Source organism: Candidatus Seongchinamella marina, assembly GCF_026262685.1.
Taxonomy (GTDB): domain Bacteria; phylum Pseudomonadota; class Gammaproteobacteria; order Pseudomonadales; family Halieaceae; genus Halioglobus; species Halioglobus marinus.
The window spans coordinates 434,276-454,429 of record NZ_SHNP01000001.1 but is presented as its reverse complement, the minus strand read 5'-3'; the positions used below and the strand labels follow the sequence as shown (position 1 = coordinate 454,429).

The following is a 20,154-nucleotide window of genomic DNA, read 5'->3' as shown; positions in this document are numbered from 1 at the left end:
ATCGGTGCTTCATGATAAACCAGATTCAAAAGCCCTGCCTATTTTTAAGTGTTTATTATTGTCGTCGCAGTAATGCGAAATTAACTCGCTGAATCATCAAAATCTGGTCATCGATATATACACGCGGCACACGACCCTCCCTGACATCACTGCCTGTTCTGTCTGGTTCTACTATCGAGACAGCCTGTGAGTCACCGCAATATTGAATATAAGCTGAAGCGGTCGCTAATCTGCCCTCTTCAGACTGAAGCTATGTGTCGAGATTGATCCCACTGGCCACCAGAGCGAATCTAGGCTGATCAACACATAGACACAATTATCCATGCGCTGTATAAACCCTTACATCTATAAGACTAATAAAGGGTGACTGCATGCCCCAAAACAAACGGCGTCGCCTCCCCTCCTTAAACGCCCTACGTGCTTTTGAGGCAGCGGCGAGACATCTCAGTTTTAAGGACGCGGCCAGCGAACTGAGCGTGTCCCAGTCCGCGGTCAGTCACCAGATCAAAGCGCTGGAAGAACATTTAGGGCTGGTTCTTTTCACTCGTCGCACCAGGGGTATAGAACTCACGCGCAAGGGACTTCTTTACTACCCTATTCTTAGAAATGCCCTGGACAGTATCGCCGAAGGAACTGAGCGCATACTCAGCAGTTCGCCAGTGACAGTATTAACTTTGCAGGTCTATTCCACCTTCACCATTCGGTGGCTTCTGCCGCGACTACCCAGCTTTCAAGCGGCGCACGAAGACATGCAGGTTCGCTTGACCACTGCGCAAATGGATGCGGACTTTGAGCACGACGATGTTGATGCGGCAATAATGATTGGCGTTGCGGACAACCCCGGGCTGCACTACGACCATTTGTTCGATGTGCAGATGTTTCCAGTTTGCAGCACCAGCTACCTGAAAAAGAATCACGATACGCTGAGCAAGCCACAGGATATCCCGCCACGAGATTTGCTACAGGTTTACCCTTCCGCCAACGACTGGCCAACCTGGCTGGAAACGCAGGGCATTACTGCCGTTGATATGACACAAGGCTTGCAACTGGAAAGTTATGACCTGGCACTAAGCAGCGCCGCCCAGGGCATGGGCATCGCTTTGGCGCAGCAGCCCTATATTTCTCGAGACCTCGCCAACGGAGCATTAGTCGAAATGTTCCCGGGGCTGAGAGTACTAAATCCGCGCAGCTGGTACCTGGCCTGTCGCAAGGAACAACGGGAACAAGCCAAAATAGAAGTTTTTAGAGCATGGCTACTCAAACAAGTAGCATTGGACCAGCAATTGCAACTCGATCACGACGCGAACTAGACCCGTGAACGCTATTCCTGTGCACTATGATCGCGCTGCAGAGACTTAATCAGTGCGATCGTCGACAATACCCCGGTCAATAGAATAGGCAGAGATGCCACCAGCACCGAAGTCTGGGCCACTTTGATGCCGCCAATATACATCAGCGTGAGCGGCAATATTGCCAGGGCCACGGCCCAAAAGCTGCGATGCCATCGAGGTGGATCTTCACTGGGATGTAAGCGATGGCTGGCGCTGGAAGCGAGGATGTAGGATGCAGAATCGTAGGTCGTGGCGGAAAAGATGATACTCACAAAACAAAACAACCCTATGGCGAGGCCCGCCAGCGGCAACTGATCGAAGCTGGCGACAATAGCCTGATTACCATCGCTCTGTGCCATGACAGCTAACACATCCAACTCTCCGCTCATTTGCAGGCCCAGAGAAAAATTCCCCAGTACCATGTAAAACAAAGCACCACCCAGAGTTCCATAGAGCAACATGCCGCCAATGACTTGTCTAATCGTGCGGCCGCGCGAGATGCGGGTAACAAACATACCGACAAAAGGACCATAGGCTATCCACCAGGCCCAGTAAAACACGGTCCAGTCCTCAAAAAATCGGGACTCGGTGAAGGGATCCGTCCAGAAACTCATCGCCACGTAGTTCTGGATCACTGTGCCGATACTGTTAAGCGATGTTTTGACAATAAACAGGCTGGGACCCGCAACAAAAACAAACGCCAACAGCACCAGTGCCACAAACATATTGATATCGCTGAGGCGTTTAATGCCTCGCTCAAGCCCCAAATACACGCTGGTAGCAAAAATGATAACGCACAGCAGGACGACGCCAACCTCCAGACCAAACCCAGTCTCAATGCCGGTAAGTCGAGAAATCAAAGCGGCAATAAGGGGCGTTGAAAAACCCAGCGAAGAGCCCGCGCCGCCGATCATGGCAATCATGAAAAGGAAGTCCATTGCCCTAGCCGGCAAACTCTCCTCTTTACCCTCCAACCAATAGTGACAGCCGACGCTGTATTTCAGCACCGGTACTTTTTGCGCATAAAACGGATAAGCAATTGCCAGCGTGGGAAGACAATAAAATGCCCAGGCGGTGAAGCCCCAATGAAAAATACCATAAGACGAGGCCCACTTGGCGGCTTCCACTGAATGAGGTTCAGCACCGAATGGAGGGCCATCGTAGTAGTACGCCCACTCAATCGCAGACCAGTACATCAATCCTGCACCGACTCCTGCGCAGAACAACATGGCGATCCAACTATAAGTGCTGTATTCCGGCGTTTCATCCGCCGCGCCGAGTCTAACCTTGCCATAGCGACCAAAGGCCAACCAAGCTAAAACCAGTATGGCGCCAATGCCTGCAAGAGCGTAAAGCCAGCCGAAGTTGGTGGCTATAAACGCATAGCTTTGCTGCACCAGCGCAGCGCCTCCCTCGGGGTTCAGGACCAGGGGCACCGAAACCAGAAAAATAACAAACAGCGTCGCCGTAAAATTAGTCTTATCGAGATTGGCGTCCAAGAAACTACTCCAAGCCTGCAGTTCAGGCGAACAATCATGCTATCCTTGCGCGCGCACTGCAAGCAATGCATAGCCTTTAGTTTTTCTTCAGTGCGCTTGAATTTTATTCGAGATTTACAGTGTTTTTGCACAGGAGCACGGCGTGTATATCAACGGTGAGTGGCAAACCAGGGAAGCAACATTCCCTGTCTACAATCCTGCCAACGGCGAGGTCATAGGCGAAGTCCCGAACGGTGAACGGGAAGATGCGGTGACGGCCATTGCGGCAGCGACCGCTGCCTTGCCCTCGTGGGCTGCCAGCAGCGCCTATGAGCGCTCGGCGAAACTGTATGCGGCCCACCAACTCATGATGGAGCGCCGTCCCGCACTCGCAGAATTAATGACAAAAGAACAGGGCAAGCCACTGAAGGCGTCGCTGAACGAAGTGAAATATGCGGCCGATTTTTTGCTCTGGTTTGGAGAGGAAGCAAAACGCATCTACGGCGAGACCATTCCATCTGCCCGCAGCGACCAGCGCTTTTTGGTGCAAAAACAACCGGTGGGTGTTGTCGCTGCAGTGACACCGTGGAACTACCCGATTTCCATGCTTACTCGTAAATTGGCACCGGCGTTGGCGGCAGGCTGTACAGTCGTTCTCAAACCCGCTGAAGCTACACCACTGTGCGCTATAGCCGTCTACGAAATTCTCCACGAGGTGGGCTTACCTGCTGGCGTGGTCAACCTTGTCACCGCTTCGGACCCCCGCCCTATCGGCGAGGAATTCTGTACCAACCCCAGCGTTAGAAAACTCACTTTCACTGGCTCTACGGCGGTCGGCAAGAAACTGGCAACCGATGCTGCTGCACAGCTGAAAAGAGTGTCCATGGAATTGGGGGGTCATGCGCCCTTCATAGTCTACGATGACGCAGACCCGGTGCACGCTGCCAAGGGCTTATCTCTGGTGAAATTCCTGAACACGGGCCAGGCCTGCATTAGTCCGAACCGCATTTTCGTGCAGCGCAAGATCCTCAATCCGTTCCTTGAAACCCTGCAGGCCCGCATCGAGAAAATGCGTGCGGGCAGCGGGCTGGATCCTGCCAACAGCATCGGTCCGCTGGTAAATGAAGCCGCCGTAGAGAAAGTGGATAAACAGGTGCAGGACGCGCTGGCCAAGGGTGCCACATTGCATACAGGTGGGCAGCGCCTGCAGGGCGAAGGTCTCGACAAAGGACACTTTTACGCACCAACGATGATCAGTGCTATTACTCCAGATATGCTGATTTACCGCGAGGAAACTTTCGGACCGGTAGCTGCAGTGGTGCCTTTTGACGATGAAGACGACGTTATCGCCATGGCCAACGATACCAGCTATGGGCTGGCCGCCTATGTTTACACTCAAAACCTGTCTCGTGCCGTGCGCAGTTTTGAAGCGTTACACTTCGGCATTATCGGCATTAACGACATCAACCCAACCAGCGCCGCCGCACCTTTTGGCGGCATGAAGGAAAGCGGGCTGGGACGCGAGGGTGCCCGCGAGGGTATCGAGGAATACCTGGAAACCAAACTGGGCGGCTTTAGCGTTTAAACCGCGCACCGCATAGGAGAAAAAAATGGCTGGACCTAAATACCCTGGACTGGACACCATGGCGCTGCACGCTGGCGCCCAACCTGACCCGACGACAGGTGCGCGCGCTACGCCCATCTACCAGACCGCTTCGTTCACCTTTCCCGATTCGGACTATGCGGCTTCGCTCTTCAATATTGAACGCGCTGGCCACGTTTATTCGCGCCTGAGCAACCCCACCAATGCTGTTCTTGAGGAACGCATTGCCGCTCTGGAAGGCGGCGTTGGAGCCATTGCTACTGCCAGCGGCCAGGCCGCCCTGCATCTGGCAATCGTCACCCTGATGGGTGCCGGCTCCCATATCGTGGCCTCTGCTGCAGTTTACGGTGGCACGCACAACTTGTTGGCCTACACCCTGCCCCGCTTCGGTATTGAAACCACCTTCGTTGATCCCAGGGATCCCCAGTCTTTTGCAGCTGCAATACAAGACAATACTCGGCTGGTGTTTGCCGAGACCCTGGGAAACCCCGGACTGGATGTGCTAAATATCCCTGAAGTAGCAGCGGTAGCCCACGATGCAGGCCTGCCGCTAATGGTGGACTCAACGTTTACCACCCCATACCTGATAAAACCCTTTGAGCTGGGTGCCGACCTGATCCAGCACTCAGCCACCAAGTTTCTCAGTGGCCACGGTGTGGTGATAGGCGGACTGCTGGTAGACAGCGGCTGCTTTGACTGGGAGGCCTCGGGTAAGTTTCCAACGCTTAGCGAACCCTATGACGGTTTTCACCAAATGGTATTTACAGAAGAGTTTGGACCTGCGGCATTTATTACCCGAGCACGTAAAGAGGGCCTGCGGGATTTCGGCGCCTGCATGAGCCCTACCTCAGCGTTTCATATCCTGCAGGGCATAGAAACTCTGGGGATGCGCATGCAGCGTCACGTACAGAACACTCGTAGCATCGTTGAATTCCTCCACAGCCAGGACATTGTCGCTAAGGTGTCGTATCCGGAAATGGACGGCCATCCTGACCAGAGCCTGGCCAGCGAGCTACTTCCGCGAGGTTGTGGCGCCGTATTCAGCTTTGACCTCAAGGGTGGTCGCGGTGCAGGCATTGCCTTTGTCGACGCTCTGGACCTGTTCTCTCACCTGGCCAATGTAGGCGATGCCAAGTCGCTGGTTATCCACCCGGCGAGCACGACTCACCATCGTATGGACGCTGCAGCACTGGCGGCCGGTGGTATTAGCGAGGGCACAATACGCCTTTCCATTGGCCTGGAAGATTGCGATGACCTGATAGGCGACCTGAAACAGGGGCTGCGTGCAGCGGGCAAGGCCATGGAACGACAGGAGGGTCAACGATGAGGACAGATGTAAATAGCGATAGCAGCTATTGCTACACCAACAACCGGCAGATAGATCCAAACAAGGAGACCGTGGTGTTCATCCACGGCTCGGGTATGGATCATACCGTGTGGACGCTGGCGTCCCGACATTTTGCCCGCCATGGACGCAATGTCGTTGCCGTCGACCTGCCCGGCCATGGTCGCTCAACGGGTGCACTGCGCCCCAGCATTGAGGCTATGGCGGAGTGGATAATAGATTTACTCGATGCGCTGAAAATAGATCGAGCGGCGCTCGCTGGCCACAGCCTGGGCAGTCTGGTGTCACTGGAGTGCGCGGCGCGTTACCCGCAACGTATCAGGGCCATTGCGCTAGTGGGAACAACTGCGCCGATGCCAGTCTCCGACGCCATACTTGATGCCGCGCGCAACAACGACCACGCCGCTTTCGACATGCTGACCCAGTGGGGTTACAGCAAACGACACCAGTACGGCGGCAACCGCAATTCGGGAATATGGATGATCGGTAATACCCTGCGCCTCTATGAACGAGCGGCACCGGGTGTGTTATTCAACGACATGAACGCCTGCAACGATTACACCACCGGACTGGACCGAGCTGAAGAAGTGCAATGTCCGGCGCTGATGATACTGGGCGTGGAAGATCGACTGACCCCCAGCCGAGGTACCCGTCCCTTACAAGAGGCCCTGCCCGAAGTTGAAGTCGTCATGTTAGCGGGCGCCGGCCACACCATTATGGTGGAAGAGCCTAACACCCTGTTAACAGCGCTACATAAAGTACTTTAGCGTTTTAACGCAGCGCTTTGGGACCCCAAGGCGCTAACCAACCAACCCGAAAACCTTTAACAGTTTGAGTCCGCCCAGCCCGAGGGTCACCAGCACCACAAAAGCTCCCAGCACGTTACTGGCGATGCCATTACGGTAGTCGCCCAACTGTTGTGAGCGATTCATTACCAGCAGCAGAAATACGGCACAAACAGGCAGCAATAAACCGTTGGCAGCCTGGGCAAAAAGTATCGCCGCAAGGGGACTGGTTCCAATCACAGCAAAAAAAGTACCACTGGCCAGTACCAGCAACCACACCATACGAAAGCGCAAGGAAGACAGCTCACGTTCCCAGCCCAAGGCCCCGCATACGGCGTAAGCCGCTGCCAATGGTGCTGCTACGGCACTGCTAAGTCCGGCTGCAAATAGCCCGGCAGCAAAAAAGTAGCGCGCCGCTGGGCCCAGCAAAGGCTCCAGTTGCTGGGCAATATTGGCAGCAGACACCTGGGCACCAGAACCAAAAAAAGCGGCAGCAGCAGTGCTCATAATCGCCAAAGTAATCAAGCCGCCAAGACCAATAGACAAGCCGGTATCGACTCGCGCCGCCCTTAGTGAAGCTGCAATCGGCAAGTCTTCCCGCCATTTTTCCTGCACCGCACTGGAATGTAAAAACAGGTTATAAGGCACCACGGTGGTGCCAATAAGCGCAATTGCAGTTAACAAAGACCCCTCGGGCAAACTGGGTTGCAACATTCCAGCGACCAGCGTTTCTAACGGGGGGCGCACCATCAAAAACGTTAACAGGAACACCGTGCTCATCAGCAACACCAGGGCGACCAGCACGTGTTCGATCAAACTGTAACGGCCGCTTAACAACAAGGCCCCCGAGGATAAGCCAACCGCCAGTGCCCAGATCCCACTGGGAATACCGCTTAAACCCTGCAGTCCCAGAGCCGCACCGGTAATATTGCCCGCCTCGTAAGCCGCATTCCCAAAGCCGACCGCAGCCACCACCAGAAAAACTGCCAGAGGGCCATACCAGCGTCCGGCAAAAGTCTCGCGAATCGCCTGGGATAAGCCCCGGCGCGTGACCAGGCCAAGGCGAGCGGACATTTCTTGTAAGACCGCGGTGGCAATTACCGAAAACAACAGCGTCCAGAGCAATGCATAGCCGAAGCCCGCACCGGCGATGCTGGCAGTCGTCACCGTACCAGGACCAATAAAAGCAGCAGTAACAAGAAGCCCCGGACCAAACGGACCAGGGCGCTTTGCTCTCACTGTCAGGCTGTCGTCAGATGTCAAATCGATAGCGTCGCAAATAGATGGATCCTATCAGGGTTATCGCCGCGAAAACCAAGCCACAAAACATACTGAAAAGATCCACTTCCTGCCAAAACACGCCATTGATGTAAAAGCCCACCACACTCTCGCCACCAACATAGTGAGGAATATGACTAATCACAGCGGCATAGACATAATCGGTTCCCAGCAAAAAACCTTCCAGCAGCATAATGCCAATAACGGGCGCAACGGCCACAATAAAGGGTGCTCGTTTGGCCCATGCAGAGGCCAACAGAAACCAGCCATACACTGGCGCCACCCAGAGAGCTGTCATCAGCCAGCCTCCGACCTGATCCAGTAAAAGATCACCAAAACGAATATTAGCCAACACCGTGACAAAGGGATCCATATCCATACGCCACACCATCAGCATCGCCAGCAACACGAAAGACAATTGCAATAGCATCGAGACACCAATGTACAAGGCGGGAACAACAACCAGCGCCACTATAAACCGGGTAAGCACCTCCTCCCACTCAGACACCGGCATCGACTTCCAAAAAAGAATACTGCGATCCTTGCGGTCATTGTAAAGAGAACCCAGTAGATAACTGGTTGTGACCCATATTCCCAGAAGCAGGAAAAATCCATTGATTACATTCAACACCGGGTTCAGGCTGCCAACTTCTGATGATTCGTAATCGGGCTTGTCCCGTTTTTCTGGTTCGAAGCGCCAGCTTCGTGAGAAGTTCCAGTCTTCCTCTGAGGGCGCATCATCGGCCGAGGCAACTTCAACCTCGTAAACCGGTTCTGCGGCAGAGGAATCTCCCGATGTAATCTCGGTATCATCAATGTTAATAGTAATGGTCGGAGAGACATTGGTTTTCTCTGCCATAATGACCTCGAGAATAGTGTCTCCCATCGCGGAAATTCTGCCCGCCACCAACACGCTGGCGAACATCAGCAAGGTGAGGACCACTGCGACAATAACAGGCGTCCACACAAACGACAGTTTGTACTCCTGTATCTCTTTTTGCAGAAGGGTAAATCGACGGAGCGAAGCGGTAGATGCCATTACTTGTCTCCTCCCATCATTGCCACAAACAGGTCAGCCACCGATGGCGTTCGAAGTTCACCCAATGGTGCCAGGGACTCCCGTTCAATGCCCTCATAAATAACGGCTTTGCCACCTAAAATGCTCTGTGAGCCTAAATGTGGAATACCCTGTGCCTTGGCAGCGGAATCGCCGACGGCATTAAGCTGCACAAATTGCTCTTCAATTTCCAGCATGGAGCGCTGCAAGATCTTTTTGCCGCGATTAAGAAACATCACATCAGTGAGAATATGTTGGACTTCATCCACCTGATGAGTCGAAATAATGATGGTCCGCTCCTGATCGAAATAGTCCGATATCAACTGCTCAAAAAAGCGCTTACGAAACAGAATATCCAAGCCCAGGGTCGGCTCATCCAGAATCAACAGGCGAGCGTCGATAGCCATTACCAGAGCTAGGTGAACCTGAACCATCATACCCTTGGACAAATTTTTGATGCGTCCGTTAAGACGCACGTCCGTATCCTTGAGATAACTTAGGGCGATACTGCGATCAAAGCGGGGGTGAATACCGCTGGCATAATCGAGCAATTGCTCTACGCGCATCCACCGCGGAAGCACCGCGGTATCAGCGATAAAGCACACTTCCTCCATCAAGCGAGAACGCTGGGTCCTGGGGCTATTCCCCAGAACATTCAATTCTCCCCGATACTCCGTGAGGCCCAACAGTGCCCGGAGCAAAGTGGTTTTGCCCGCACCATTGGGACCGATCAACCCCAGCACAGCACCGGGGGGAATAGTAAAATCAACATGATCAACAGCATTAAGGTCGCCGAATTTTCGCGTTAATCCCTTAGCTTCGACAATATGGTCCATTAGCGTCTTCCCCCTGTTTCCAGTAGCAATCCCACTACCTCCTGAGTATCCATTCCCAGCACTTTCGCTCTTTCGAGGAATGCGCTCACTTCTTCGTCGATAAACTGCTGTTTTTCATTACTCGTAAGCGCACAACATGCTCCTACTGTCACAAACATGCCCAGACCACGGCGCTTCTCCAGCAAGCCCTCGTCAACCAGTTCCTGGTAGGCTTTACCAACTGTCAGGTGATTGATCTTATAGTCTGCAGAGACTTGACGCACCGAGGGAATGGCTTCGCCCTCGGGAAAGCTGCCGTCCATAATCCGCTCGGCCACCAAGTCTCGCAGTTGGCGGTAAATCGGCTGTTTATCGTTCCATTCAACAGTCACAGGTTGGTCTCCTGATTACCGCTCTCGATTCAAGTCGCCAGATCCCAGTACGTTACTATCAATGTCTGGGTCTCCAGCGTAGTAAATATCGCCGCTGCCGATAATGTTGACCTCCAGGTCATTCACCTCGCCTACTCGAGCATCTCCCGAGCCAATGATATTAATTTCTGCAGCGCTGACAGCCACGGCGCTGAGATCAACTTCGCCACCGCCCGCTATATTAATTTCAATAGAAGACACTTTGGTTGACGCCTTTTTTACCCTGATGTCTCCAGACCCACTAACAGTGGCTTCAATCGCCTCTGCGGTCAGCTTGCCAACAGCCACATCACCAGAACCCGCAACCAGTAGCTCAACATTGGGTGATTCTACTTCCGCCAGCTTGATATCACCTGAGCCTCGTACTCGGGCTTTAACTTCTCTGGCAACGACAGAAAACAAATTGATATCTCCCGAGCCATCAACGGCTAGCAGGAGCTCGTCGGTTTCAAAGGGTTTCACAAAGATATCGCCGCTGCCACTGAGCCAAATCTCATTAACGTCGGGCAAAGTAAGCATGTATTTGACGGAAGAAAAACTCGTGCCTTTGTGCTGCGCGGAATGTCCAAGCACCAGCGTTTCGCCCCGAGTATAAAACGGTTGCATATCCAGCTTGTCCTGGTCACCCCGAATCAGGAGTTCAGTTGTCTCCCCCTGTTCAATCTGCACCTCTACACTGCCCTGAACTGAAACGTTTTCAACCTCAAGATCCGTGACTCTCAGCGTTTCCGCCTGCACATTAAAACTTGCCAGGGCCATTACTGATATTGCTAACGCTTTCATAGTTGCTCCCTCTATTTAGGCCGTCTCTGTCTGGTCGCTTTGTTCACCGCGGCGCATCAGGAACTCGGAAAACAATGCGGCGGGCACAAAGAAGAGAAGTGTCATCAAGCCAATTCCCAGCGTGGCACCCAGTCCACGAAAGGACAAGCCGATTTCATTGCTTGCTACAGGCATCGAGGCCACACCAGTGACGCGCAAGTCCAAACAGTGCTGAATCTGTGCCAGGGCCATGCTGCTGACCTGACCTGGATCGACCTCAGCCTTCACCACTGTGCTGACTATAACAATCAGTGATAACAGTATGAATACACGAAACATAATCTGGCCCTCTATATGCGTTGCGTGGCTGGAGTGGGTGAGATTATTGACAAAGCTTCAACCAGGCCAGCAGCGGGCAGGAAGCACAAAAAGGCCAGTGCACCCACCCCCACCAAGCTGAGCATTGCACAAATCAGTAGCAACCCAAGGTGCACGATAATGCGATGGTCCCTGCGGTTTAAAACTTGTTTTCTTAGCTTGAAGCTCATTTTCACAATCTCACTGATACGGTGTTATACGTAACTATAACACCATAATTTGATTGCACAACAAGAAAACAGCAAATATTTTATTTATTCAACTATATCAATAGGTTAGATATTTAAATAGATAGACCTTGCTGCATGTTAGCTGCTATAGCACCCGCTATACGCCTGGCTTTTTGAGAATAAGGCCCGGTAAAGGAACGATCCAAGGTGTCACAAAACAAGTTCAACCAGCGCTCAAAGTCCGCAGAACCCAGACTGCGCCTGGCATGAAGTTGGCGATGGATATTCATGGTGTGCCTTCGATAAGCATTCTCACCCAGCAACAATTTACACCAGTAACTTTTAATCAGTGGGAGATGTACCTGGAGGTCTATCCGGGCAACGTCGAGAAAAATAGGTGCAAGTTGCTCGTCTGCAAGCAAGCGCTGATAAAAGCAGTCGACAAACCGCTCTACGTTCTCGCGGCAGTTTAGGTCAGGTCTGGGGTCATCGCTCATATGCCGCCACCGAAAAGTCGAACCTATTTTTTGGTTTTCTTGTTCTTGCTGGCGTGCGACGTCAGCCGGCGTTTTCGTTGGACCTGTCTCTGGGTGAGCTTGCTACGCTTTTCTGCGTAAGGGTTATCCGAGGTGCGAAACTCTATACGAACGGGCGTACCAACGAGCTTCAACTCCCGGCGATAGATTTTTTCCAGATAGCGAGCATAGCTGGTGGGCACCTTTCCGGTCTGGTTGCCGTGAATGACGATCAGCGGTGGATTGCGACCCCCGGCATGAGCATAACGCATTTTAATTCGACGGCCGTTTATCATCGGGGGCGCATGATCAAATACTGCGCCCTCAAGTATCCGGGTCAGAGCGTTAGTCGAAAGCTCTCGGGTAGCCGACTCAAAGGCCGCATTAATCGACTTATAGAGATGCCCTACGCCGGTACCATGCAGTGCAGAAATGAAATGAGTGTCCGCGAAATCTGCAAAGGCCAGGCGACGCCCTAGTTCACTCTTAATCCAGTCCCGTTGATCCGGCTCAATGCCGTCCCATTTGTTAACTGCCAATACCAGGCCGCGGCCCTTCTCGATACAGTGTCCCAGCAGATGCATATCCTGGTCGACGATACCTTCGTGTGCATCCATGACTAAAACAACAACATGGGCGTCGTCAATCGCCTTGAGGGTTTTAACGATAGAAAATTTTTCCACCGTCTGTTTCACGTTTTTGCGGCGCCGCACGCCTGCGGTATCGATCAGCGTATATTCCTGCTCATCGCGCTGATAATCGATATAAATACTGTCCCGGGTGGTACCAGGCTCGTCGAAAACAACAACCCTGTCCTCACCCAGCAGGCGATTGACCAGCGTGGACTTACCCACATTGGGCCTGCCAACGACAGCGACGCGGGTGCTGTTAGGATAGGCTTCATCCTCCTCTGTACGCTCTTCCTCGGGAAAGTTCGCCATGACCTCACCGATCATGTTGCGCACACCCCGTCCATGACTCGCAGCAATAGCAAACATGGACTCAACACCCAAAGCGTAAAAGTCGCTGCTAGCTATATCTGCATCAAGACCATCGATTTTATTCACGACCAGATGAAATGACTTATTGCGTTGTCTGAGGTGTTTGGCCAAAGCCTGATCTGCAGGATTAAGCCCCTCCCTGGCGTCTACCAAAAAGAGTACCGCGTCAGCTTCTTCAATGGCGACCAGTGATTGGTCTGCCATTTCTGAATCTATACCATCCTCATCACCGCTGATGCCGCCAGTATCAATAACCATATAAGGCCGCGAGCCCAGACTTGCCTCGCCATACTTACGGTCCCGGGTGAGACCGGGTAAATTCGCGACCAAGGCATCCCGACTGCGCGTCAGCTGGTTAAAAAGCGTCGATTTGCCAACATTGGGGCGCCCTACCAGAGCGATCACTGGAATCATTACTTTGCAGTGATCTCATAGGCGATTAAGCTGCCACTGTTAGTGAATACGTACAGCAGGTTACCATTAGCAATCATATCGGCCCTCGCGCCACCGCCTCCAGCTTTCACCCTACCGACAAACTCACCATCAACCTGCGAAACAAGGTGCAGGTAGCCCTCGAGGTCAACCACTGCCACATAGCTACTGACCGGTGTGGGCCGTGACAATTCCCGGTAACCCAAAGCGCTTTGCTCCCAACGGAGGCCCTGGCCATTGCGAAGATAAGCGCTTATTGTGCCGTCTTCATCGGTGACATAAACGTTGCCGAAGCCCTGAGAAACTCCAGAAAACGAGGACACGTCCTTCTGCCACAGTTTTCGACCTGAGGCCACGTCTATTGCTACAACCCTGCCCTGATAGCTCGCGGCATATAATTCATTGCCGATCAGGGCCATGTGCCCATCCACATCGACGATGCGTTCGATTTCCGAGCGCCCCTGTGAGATCGCAACACGCACCTCCCACATAACACCGCCCGTGTCTGCGTTAAAAGCGACGACTCTCCCGTTAGCAAAGCCGGCGTAGACCGTATTGCCATTCAGAATCGGCGCACTAGTACCGCGAATTGTCAGCACCGGCACGTCACTGTCATAGGTCCACAGCTTTTCGCCGGAGTCCGCATCAAGCCCTTGAAGCTTACCGTCATAGGTTTGTGCAACGACCACCTGGCCATTGCCCTGCGGCGGCGCAAGCACCTCTCCCTGCAATCGGGTAGACCACAGCAGCTCGCCAGTGGCAGCAGACAGCTTCAACACCGAACCGTCAGAACTACCAAGAAACACCGCGTCGCCGTAATGACCAACACCGCCAGAAAGCTTCGTTTCCAGGTCAACTTTCCACAGGGCCTTGCCCTTGTTCCGGCCGATAGCTTTGACTTCGCCGTCTGCAGAAGCTGCGTAAAGAGTGTCACCTGTCATTACCGGTTGCAGGCGATAAAGCCCTTTGCCCTGTCCATCGCCAACCCCTACCGACCAGAGCTTTTTGATTTTTACCGTCTGCTCTATATCAACCAGTTCAACCGGCGCGGTCGGGTCATCGTCATCGTCCATCTCGAACCATCCCTTAACGGTGCTGCAGGCACCCAGGCTAAGTATGAGGGGGATCGTTATTAACCACTGCATGGGCCGCATAAACTACTCCTTTTCGCTATCGGCAGTATCAGCCGGAGCTTCACTCAAGGCAGGTACAGAGGGCTCCAGAGGAGCTGCCAACTCTCGCGGTGCTCGCTGACTCAGGCTTTGCAGCTTTTGCTGCAGCATGGCCATATTCACCTGGCCTTCTCCACGGGATGCCAGCATCAAAGCTGACGAGTACGCCTGCCGAGCTTCATCACTGCGGCCCTGTGATAATAGAATGTCTCCTCGGGCGACCTGGTAAGCCGACGCATAGGCACCAGGGTCAGTACTGTCCAATATGGTGAGGGCCTGCTGCGCATCGTCTCCGGATGCCAGCACACGAGCCAGGCGCAGCTGAGCTAGCTGTGCGCTATCACTGCCCTTGTCAGCGCGACCCAATACCCAGCGAAGTTCCGACTCAGCCGTCGCGAGATCACCTTCATTGACGGCGATACGAGCCAAATGAAGGGCTGAAAATTGCGCGTAGGTGCTGCGACTGTAGTTTTTCTTGATGTCTACCGCGACTGCGGCTGCACCCTCATCGTCCTGCTCAGACAGCATCTGCAACATAGATTGATAACTCGTCGAGGCGCCTTCCAGCTCATCCTGTTGATACTTTTGCCAACCCTGCCAACCAAAGCCAAGTCCGAGGGCAACGATAATTGCTACCATCGTGGAACGACCATTCTCGTCCCACCATCGTTTCAATGCTTCAACCTGTTCTTCTTCTGTACGGTATTGTTCCACGTTCTACTTTTCCTCTTAACCAATCAAACTGCGAGCAATGCCCGCAGGGTTTGTTCCAATTCGGCCCGGGCCACCGACTGCTGCCCTACTCGCTCATTATTTTGCTCACGCAGGGGCTTGATGCTAACCGTATTTGCGGCCACTTCGTCATCACCCCAAATAAGTGCCAGGCGAGCGCCGCTTTTATCGGCTTTTTTCATCTGGCTCTTAAAACTGCCACCGCCATTATGCTGCACGATTCTGAGGCCAGGGAGGGCATCACGCAACTGCTCAGCTGCCGCCAAGGCTTCTGTCTGGGCGGAATCACCGAAGCTCACCACATAGACATCGGCACTGGCTTCTGCTGGCGGTAACTGTCCGCATTCTTCAAGCAGCAGCACCAGACGTTCAATACCCATGGCAAAGCCCACACCGGGAACAGATTTGCCGCCCAACTGTTCAACCAGACCATCGTAACGTCCACCGCCACAGACAGTGCCCTGGGCGCCAAGCCGATCTGTGACCCACTCAAAGACAGTCTTGTTGTAGTAATCAAGGCCGCGTACCAGCCTGGGGTTCAAGCTGTAGGCAACTCCCGCCGCGTCCAGCAGCTCGCGCAAACGACTAAAGTCGGCGGCGGACTCCTCATCGAGAAAGTCCACCAGGGAGGGAGCGCCATCAAGCACCGCCTGTGTCTCCTGGTTCTTACTGTCGAGGATACGCAGGGGGTTGCTGGCCAGGCGTCGCTGGCTGTCTTCGTCCAGCGCGTCCACTCTTTCACGCAAGTAGGCCACGAGTGCGTCGCGATAGGCATTGCGTGATTCCGCATTGCCGATGGAATTCAACTGCAACTGCACATCTTCCGCTATACCCAGCTCCCGCCATAGCCTGGCTGTCAGCAGAATGACCTCTGCATCCATATCCGCAGAGGCTACCCCAAACGCCTCGGCACCCACCTGGTGGAACTGCCGCTGTCTGCCTTTCTGCGGACGCTCGTAACGAAACATAGCGCCGGTGTACCAGAGGCGCTGAACAGTGTTAAGCAAGCCGTGTTGGATGGCCGCGCGAACGCAACCTGCGGTTCCCTCGGGGCGCAGCGTCAGGCTTTCCTCGTTTCGGTCGAGGAAGGTATACATTTCTTTTTCAACAATATCGGTCGTTTCGCCGACTCCGCGACGAAACAAATCCGTCTGCTCAACGATAGGCATCCGCATTTCGCTGTAGCCATAGCTGGCCATCAGGCTGCCAATCACGGTCTCCACGTACTGCCAGGAGGGTGTTACATCCGGCAGGATATCGTTCATCCCGCGGATGGCTCGAATATTGCTCACAACTACTCCAATAAATTCGGCCGCTTCAGGCCGGGCTCTTGAGGATTAGCTTTTCAGCTTCCTCAGCGCGTTGTTGTTCCAGCTTGGTCGCCTTGTCACGAATGACCTCTTCCAGGTGATCGATGAACGCTTCGTTGCTGATCTTGTGATCGGGTTCGCCGTCTACGTAAATGAGATTGCTGGGCGAGGCTCCAGTGAGTCCAACATCGGCTTCTTTGGCCTCACCGGGACCATTGACGATACAGCCGATGACGGCGACATCCATAGGCGTACGGATATCCTCAAGGCGCTGTTCCAGCGAGTTCATGGTGCCTACCACATCAAAATTCTGCCTTGAACAACTCGGACAGGCGATGAAATTAATGCCATTGCTGCGCAATTTCAGGCTCTTGAGAATATCAAAGCCCACTTTCACTTCCTCGACAGGATCGGCTGCCAGGGAAATACGGATAGTGTCGCCAATGCCGTCCATCAGCAGCATTCCCAGACCCACGGACGATTTCACGGTGCCACCGCGCAACCCTCCCGCCTCGGTAATACCCAGATGCAGGGGTTGATCGATCTCTTTTGCAAGCAAGCGATACGCCGCGACCGCCATGAATACCTCAGACGCTTTTACACTGACCTTAAAGTCCGGGTAGTTATGCTTGTCGAGAATATCAACATGGTGCATCGCTGATTCCACCAATGCTTCCGGCGTAGGCTCACCGTATTTACGCTGCAGCTCTTTGCCCAGCGACCCTGCATTCACGCCAATACGAATAGGTATACCTTTGTCCCGGGCGCTATTGATCACCTCTCGCACCTTGTCATCGCGACCAATATTGCCAGGATTAATACGCAGGCAATCGACGCCATACTCAGCTACTTTGAGGGCAATCTTATGGTCAAAATGTATATCGGCCACTAATGGCACAGAGACCTGCGCGCGAATCTGCTTGAAGGCTTCCGCCGCATCCATACTGGGCACAGAAACGCGCACAATATCGGCGCCGGCGTCAGCAATCGCCTGAACCTGAGACACCGTGGCCGCCACGTCACAGGTTTCAGTATTGGTCATGCTCTGCACGCTGATCGGCGCATCGCCTCCAACGGCCACATCGCCAACGTAAATTTTTCGGGATTCACGGCGCTTGATCGGAGATTCAGTTTTCATGGTTCACCTGCCGGGATATCGATTCCGGCTACCGTAACTTCGCTGTAATACAGGGATGCAGCTTCAACTCCACCCTGATCGCGACCCGACCACCACCAGAGGGCAAAAAATAATAAAAGCAGCGTCACTAAACCCACAATCACCCCCACGCCAGTGCTCTGAAGCTGCAGTGACTGGGTCTCAACTCGCTGCTTTTGCTGCTCCCAGGTCTCGCGCTGTTCATCAAAGGCCGCCAATACTGCTGCTTCTTCCAGTTTCATCAACTGGGCATAGGCACGGACATAGCCGCGGGCAAAGGCAGGGCTGCGCAGTGACTGATAGTCATCTCGTTCCAGCAACTCCACATAGCCGGGCATCAAATTGAGCCGATCTTCCACTTCCCGCTGGGTAAAATCAGCGTTCAGTCGCGCCTTGCGCAACAACGTTCCCGGTGTCACAAACGCATCTACCTGTGATAACACATCGCTGGTCACGTCACTTGGTCCGCTTAAAAGCCTCGTACTCAGCCGAAGCTGGATACAGGTTAGCCAATGCCAATGAGTAGCTGCCCTCGGCATCGCGGTCGCCGGTTTCCCTGGCGATCCGAATACCCAGCCACAAGCCACGCGCGGATTGCTGTCTTAACACCCGGCGATAGGTGTCGTAATAGGATTCCGCACTTTTGACATCGCCTGCATCAAAACGCAGCTGGGCAACTTCCAGAAGGGCAATGCTATTGGTGCGTTCCATGGTCAGGGCACGACGAAAAGCTTCCTCTGCGCCCTGATTGTCAAACAATTGAATGCGACACAGGCCCAGGTTCACAAAAGCCTGGGGCCGCGCCTTATAGAGTGAATCTTTTACCACGTACTCCAGTTGTGCCGCTGCCTCTTCATAGCGCTGCTGCGAATAGAGGAACGTGGCGTAATTGTTGCGAGCGCGAGAGAAATTTCTATCCAGTTTGATGGCTGTTCTGTAGCTCTGCTCGGCCAGCTCAAATTCGCCCGTGCTCTGGTACACCAGTGCAAAAGCCTCGTGCACTTCAGCGTTGTTAGGCTCCATTTCGTAAGCCAGCTTCAGGTTGCGCTTGGCGTTTTCCCAATCACCTTCGCCAATGTACTTACGCGCGAGCTCAACCCGGCGCTCCAGTGCTTTTTGCGGGTCAGCTTTGTCGGTAAAAACGCTCTCCGTAGTGGTAACGCAGGCGCTTAGCATCAATGCCATGAACAGCGTTGCCAGAATTCGAATTCCTTTCTCCATGCCCATCATTGTCCCTGCCCCGATTGCACATCATTGTTTTGTCGTTGCGCAGCATCTCGATAGCGCTCGCTGCGGCGAGTGCGATCCACTACCTGGCCGACCAATTGACCGCAGGCGGCGTCAATATCGTCTCCGCGGGTAGTTCGCACAGTCACAATATATCCTGCATCCACCAGTACTTGCCAGAACCTGGATACAGCATTACCACTGGGACGACGGTAATCGGACTGGTCAAAGGTATTAAAAGGAATCAGGTTGATTTTGCAGGGATAACCCTTGAGCAACTGGGCAAGTTCCTGAGCATGCTCTCGCTGGTCATTCACTCCAGCTATCAGGGTATATTCGATAGTAACAACACGTTTTTTGTCGCTCTGGGCGTCAATATAGTTCCGAGCGCTCTGTAGCAGCACCGCGATGGGGTATTTGCGATTAATTGGCACCAGTTCACTGCGCAACGCATCGTTGGGAGCGTGCAATGAAACCGCTAGGGAAACCTCACTCACCTTGGCCAACTTATCCAGCGCAGGCACCACACCAGAGGTGCTCAATGTGACCCGTCGCTTGGAAATACCATAGGCATTGTCTTCCATCATCAGGTCCATGGCCGCGACGACGTTGTCAAAGTTGAGCAGGGGTTCACCCATGCCCATCATCACCACGTTGGTGACTATGCGACCCTTGGCAGACTGAAAGGCGTCATAGGATTTAATCGCCAGCCAAACCTGGCCAATAATTTCTGCGGCTGAGAGATCCCGCTGGAATCCCTGCTTGCCGGTGGAACAAAAACTACAATCCAGACTACACCCGACCTGCGACGACACACACAGCGTCGCTCGTTTGCCGTCTGGAATGAGAACAGCCTCTACCAGGCCGCCGCCTTCAACCCGAATTGCCCATTTACGGGTACCGTCGTTGGAATCATGCTGACTCACAATTTCGGGAGGTTTAATCTCAGCAACGGACTTGAGCTTTTCTCTGAGGACCTTGCCGAGATTACTCATCTCATCAATATCCGTGACTCCGTGGTGATGAATCCACTTTAATACCTGCTGGGCACGGAATTTCTTCTCTCCGAGCTCCAGGAAGTACTGTTCCATCGCAGCCAGAGGCAAGCCCAGCAGATTCACCTTTTCAGGCTCCTGCTGGGTTGCGTCTACAGTGCTGGCGATGAGGCTGGTCACG

20 protein-coding genes are annotated in these 20,154 nt (G+C 53.5%); 4 read left to right on the top strand and 16 right to left on the bottom strand.

Going from position 1 to position 20,154, the window contains the following annotated elements:
* The first annotated feature begins 371 nt into the window (after positions 1 to 371).
* On the top strand, positions 372 to 1,310 hold the full coding sequence (gene gcvA, locus EYC87_RS01935) for a transcriptional regulator GcvA (protein ID WP_279251371.1): 939 nt from the start codon (positions 372 to 374) through the stop codon (positions 1,308 to 1,310).
* A gap of 11 nt (positions 1,311 to 1,321) precedes the next feature.
* Here gcvA and EYC87_RS01930 read toward each other — a convergent pair whose 3' ends face one another.
* Positions 1,322 to 2,830: a BCCT family transporter gene (locus EYC87_RS01930; protein WP_279251370.1), complete on the bottom strand. Its 1,509-nt coding sequence runs from the start codon at positions 2,828 to 2,830 to the stop codon at positions 1,322 to 1,324.
* A 142-nt stretch (positions 2,831 to 2,972) separates the two neighbouring features.
* Between EYC87_RS01930 and EYC87_RS01925 the strand changes: the two genes are divergently transcribed.
* Genes EYC87_RS01925 through EYC87_RS01915 form a run of 3 tightly spaced genes read left to right on the top strand, consistent with a single transcriptional unit; the run spans position 2,973 to position 6,524 of the window.
* The gene (locus EYC87_RS01925; protein WP_279251369.1) at positions 2,973 to 4,394 is read left to right on the top strand and encodes an NAD-dependent succinate-semialdehyde dehydrogenase; all 1,422 of its coding nucleotides are present in this window, start codon (positions 2,973 to 2,975) and stop codon (positions 4,392 to 4,394) included.
* 25 nt (positions 4,395 to 4,419) lie between these two features.
* On the top strand, positions 4,420 to 5,739 hold the full coding sequence (locus EYC87_RS01920; protein WP_007227136.1) for an O-acetylhomoserine aminocarboxypropyltransferase: 1,320 nt from the start codon (positions 4,420 to 4,422) through the stop codon (positions 5,737 to 5,739).
* Complete coding sequence (locus EYC87_RS01915) at positions 5,736 to 6,524, top strand: alpha/beta fold hydrolase (RefSeq protein ID WP_279251368.1); 789 nt, start codon at positions 5,736 to 5,738, stop codon at positions 6,522 to 6,524. The genes EYC87_RS01920 and EYC87_RS01915 overlap by 4 nt, the downstream gene beginning before the upstream one ends.
* 33 nt (positions 6,525 to 6,557) lie before the next feature.
* On the opposite strand, the gene EYC87_RS01910 is transcribed toward EYC87_RS01915, so the two are convergent.
* The 15 genes from EYC87_RS01910 to rlmN form a co-directional block, all read right to left on the bottom strand.
* A complete protein-coding gene (locus EYC87_RS01910; protein WP_279251367.1) occupies positions 6,558 to 7,781 on the bottom strand; it encodes an Nramp family divalent metal transporter in 1,224 nt (407 codons plus the stop codon).
* Positions 7,782 to 7,794: 13 nt separating this feature from the next.
* Positions 7,795 to 8,859, bottom strand: a complete 1,065-nt coding sequence (locus EYC87_RS01905) for a hypothetical protein (RefSeq protein ID WP_279251366.1) — start codon at positions 8,857 to 8,859, stop codon at positions 7,795 to 7,797.
* A complete protein-coding gene (locus tag EYC87_RS01900; RefSeq protein WP_007227392.1) occupies positions 8,859 to 9,713 on the bottom strand; it encodes an ABC transporter ATP-binding protein in 855 nt (284 codons plus the stop codon). The genes EYC87_RS01905 and EYC87_RS01900 overlap by 1 nt, the downstream gene beginning before the upstream one ends.
* A complete protein-coding gene (locus EYC87_RS01895; protein ID WP_279251365.1) occupies positions 9,713 to 10,084 on the bottom strand; it encodes a GntR family transcriptional regulator in 372 nt (123 codons plus the stop codon). Before EYC87_RS01895 ends, EYC87_RS01900 begins: the two co-directional genes overlap by 1 nt.
* Before the next feature lie 15 nt (positions 10,085 to 10,099).
* On the bottom strand, positions 10,100 to 10,906 hold the full coding sequence (locus tag EYC87_RS01890) for a GIN domain-containing protein (protein ID WP_279251364.1): 807 nt from the start codon (positions 10,904 to 10,906) through the stop codon (positions 10,100 to 10,102).
* A 15-nt stretch (positions 10,907 to 10,921) separates the two neighbouring features.
* Positions 10,922 to 11,224 (bottom strand): hypothetical protein, encoded by a 303-nt coding sequence (locus EYC87_RS01885; protein WP_007227539.1) that lies wholly within the window; start codon positions 11,222 to 11,224, stop codon positions 10,922 to 10,924.
* A gap of 322 nt (positions 11,225 to 11,546) precedes the next feature.
* Positions 11,547 to 11,930, bottom strand: coding sequence for a group III truncated hemoglobin (locus EYC87_RS01880; protein WP_279251363.1), 384 nt, complete (start codon positions 11,928 to 11,930; stop codon positions 11,547 to 11,549).
* 23 nt (positions 11,931 to 11,953) lie between these two features.
* Positions 11,954 to 13,363, bottom strand: a complete 1,410-nt coding sequence (der, locus tag EYC87_RS01875; protein WP_279251362.1) for a ribosome biogenesis GTPase Der — start codon at positions 13,361 to 13,363, stop codon at positions 11,954 to 11,956.
* Positions 13,363 to 14,535: an outer membrane protein assembly factor BamB gene (gene bamB, locus EYC87_RS01870; protein WP_279251361.1), complete on the bottom strand. Its 1,173-nt coding sequence runs from the start codon at positions 14,533 to 14,535 to the stop codon at positions 13,363 to 13,365. Before bamB ends, der begins: the two co-directional genes overlap by 1 nt.
* Positions 14,536 to 14,538: 3 nt before the next feature.
* Positions 14,539 to 15,267 (bottom strand): YfgM family protein, encoded by a 729-nt coding sequence (locus EYC87_RS01865; protein WP_279251360.1) that lies wholly within the window; start codon positions 15,265 to 15,267, stop codon positions 14,539 to 14,541.
* Between the two features lie 23 nt (positions 15,268 to 15,290).
* Positions 15,291 to 16,577, bottom strand: a complete 1,287-nt coding sequence (gene hisS / locus EYC87_RS01860) for a histidine--tRNA ligase (protein ID WP_279251359.1) — start codon at positions 16,575 to 16,577, stop codon at positions 15,291 to 15,293.
* A 25-nt stretch (positions 16,578 to 16,602) separates the two neighbouring features.
* The gene (gene ispG, locus EYC87_RS01855) at positions 16,603 to 17,733 is read right to left on the bottom strand and encodes a flavodoxin-dependent (E)-4-hydroxy-3-methylbut-2-enyl-diphosphate synthase (protein ID WP_007227443.1); all 1,131 of its coding nucleotides are present in this window, start codon (positions 17,731 to 17,733) and stop codon (positions 16,603 to 16,605) included.
* Complete coding sequence (locus EYC87_RS01850) at positions 17,730 to 18,206, bottom strand: helix-turn-helix domain-containing protein (RefSeq protein WP_279251358.1); 477 nt, start codon at positions 18,204 to 18,206, stop codon at positions 17,730 to 17,732. Before EYC87_RS01850 ends, ispG begins: the two co-directional genes overlap by 4 nt.
* 1 nt (position 18,207) lies before the next feature.
* A complete protein-coding gene (gene pilW / locus EYC87_RS01845) occupies positions 18,208 to 18,972 on the bottom strand; it encodes a type IV pilus biogenesis/stability protein PilW (protein ID WP_341474965.1) in 765 nt (254 codons plus the stop codon).
* Between the two features lie 5 nt (positions 18,973 to 18,977).
* Positions 18,978 to 20,153 carry a dual-specificity RNA methyltransferase RlmN gene (gene rlmN / locus EYC87_RS01840; RefSeq protein ID WP_279251356.1) on the bottom strand — a complete coding sequence of 392 codons (1,176 nt, stop codon included), beginning with the start codon at positions 20,151 to 20,153 and terminating at the stop codon, positions 18,978 to 18,980.
* Between the last annotated feature and the right edge of the window lies 1 nt (position 20,154).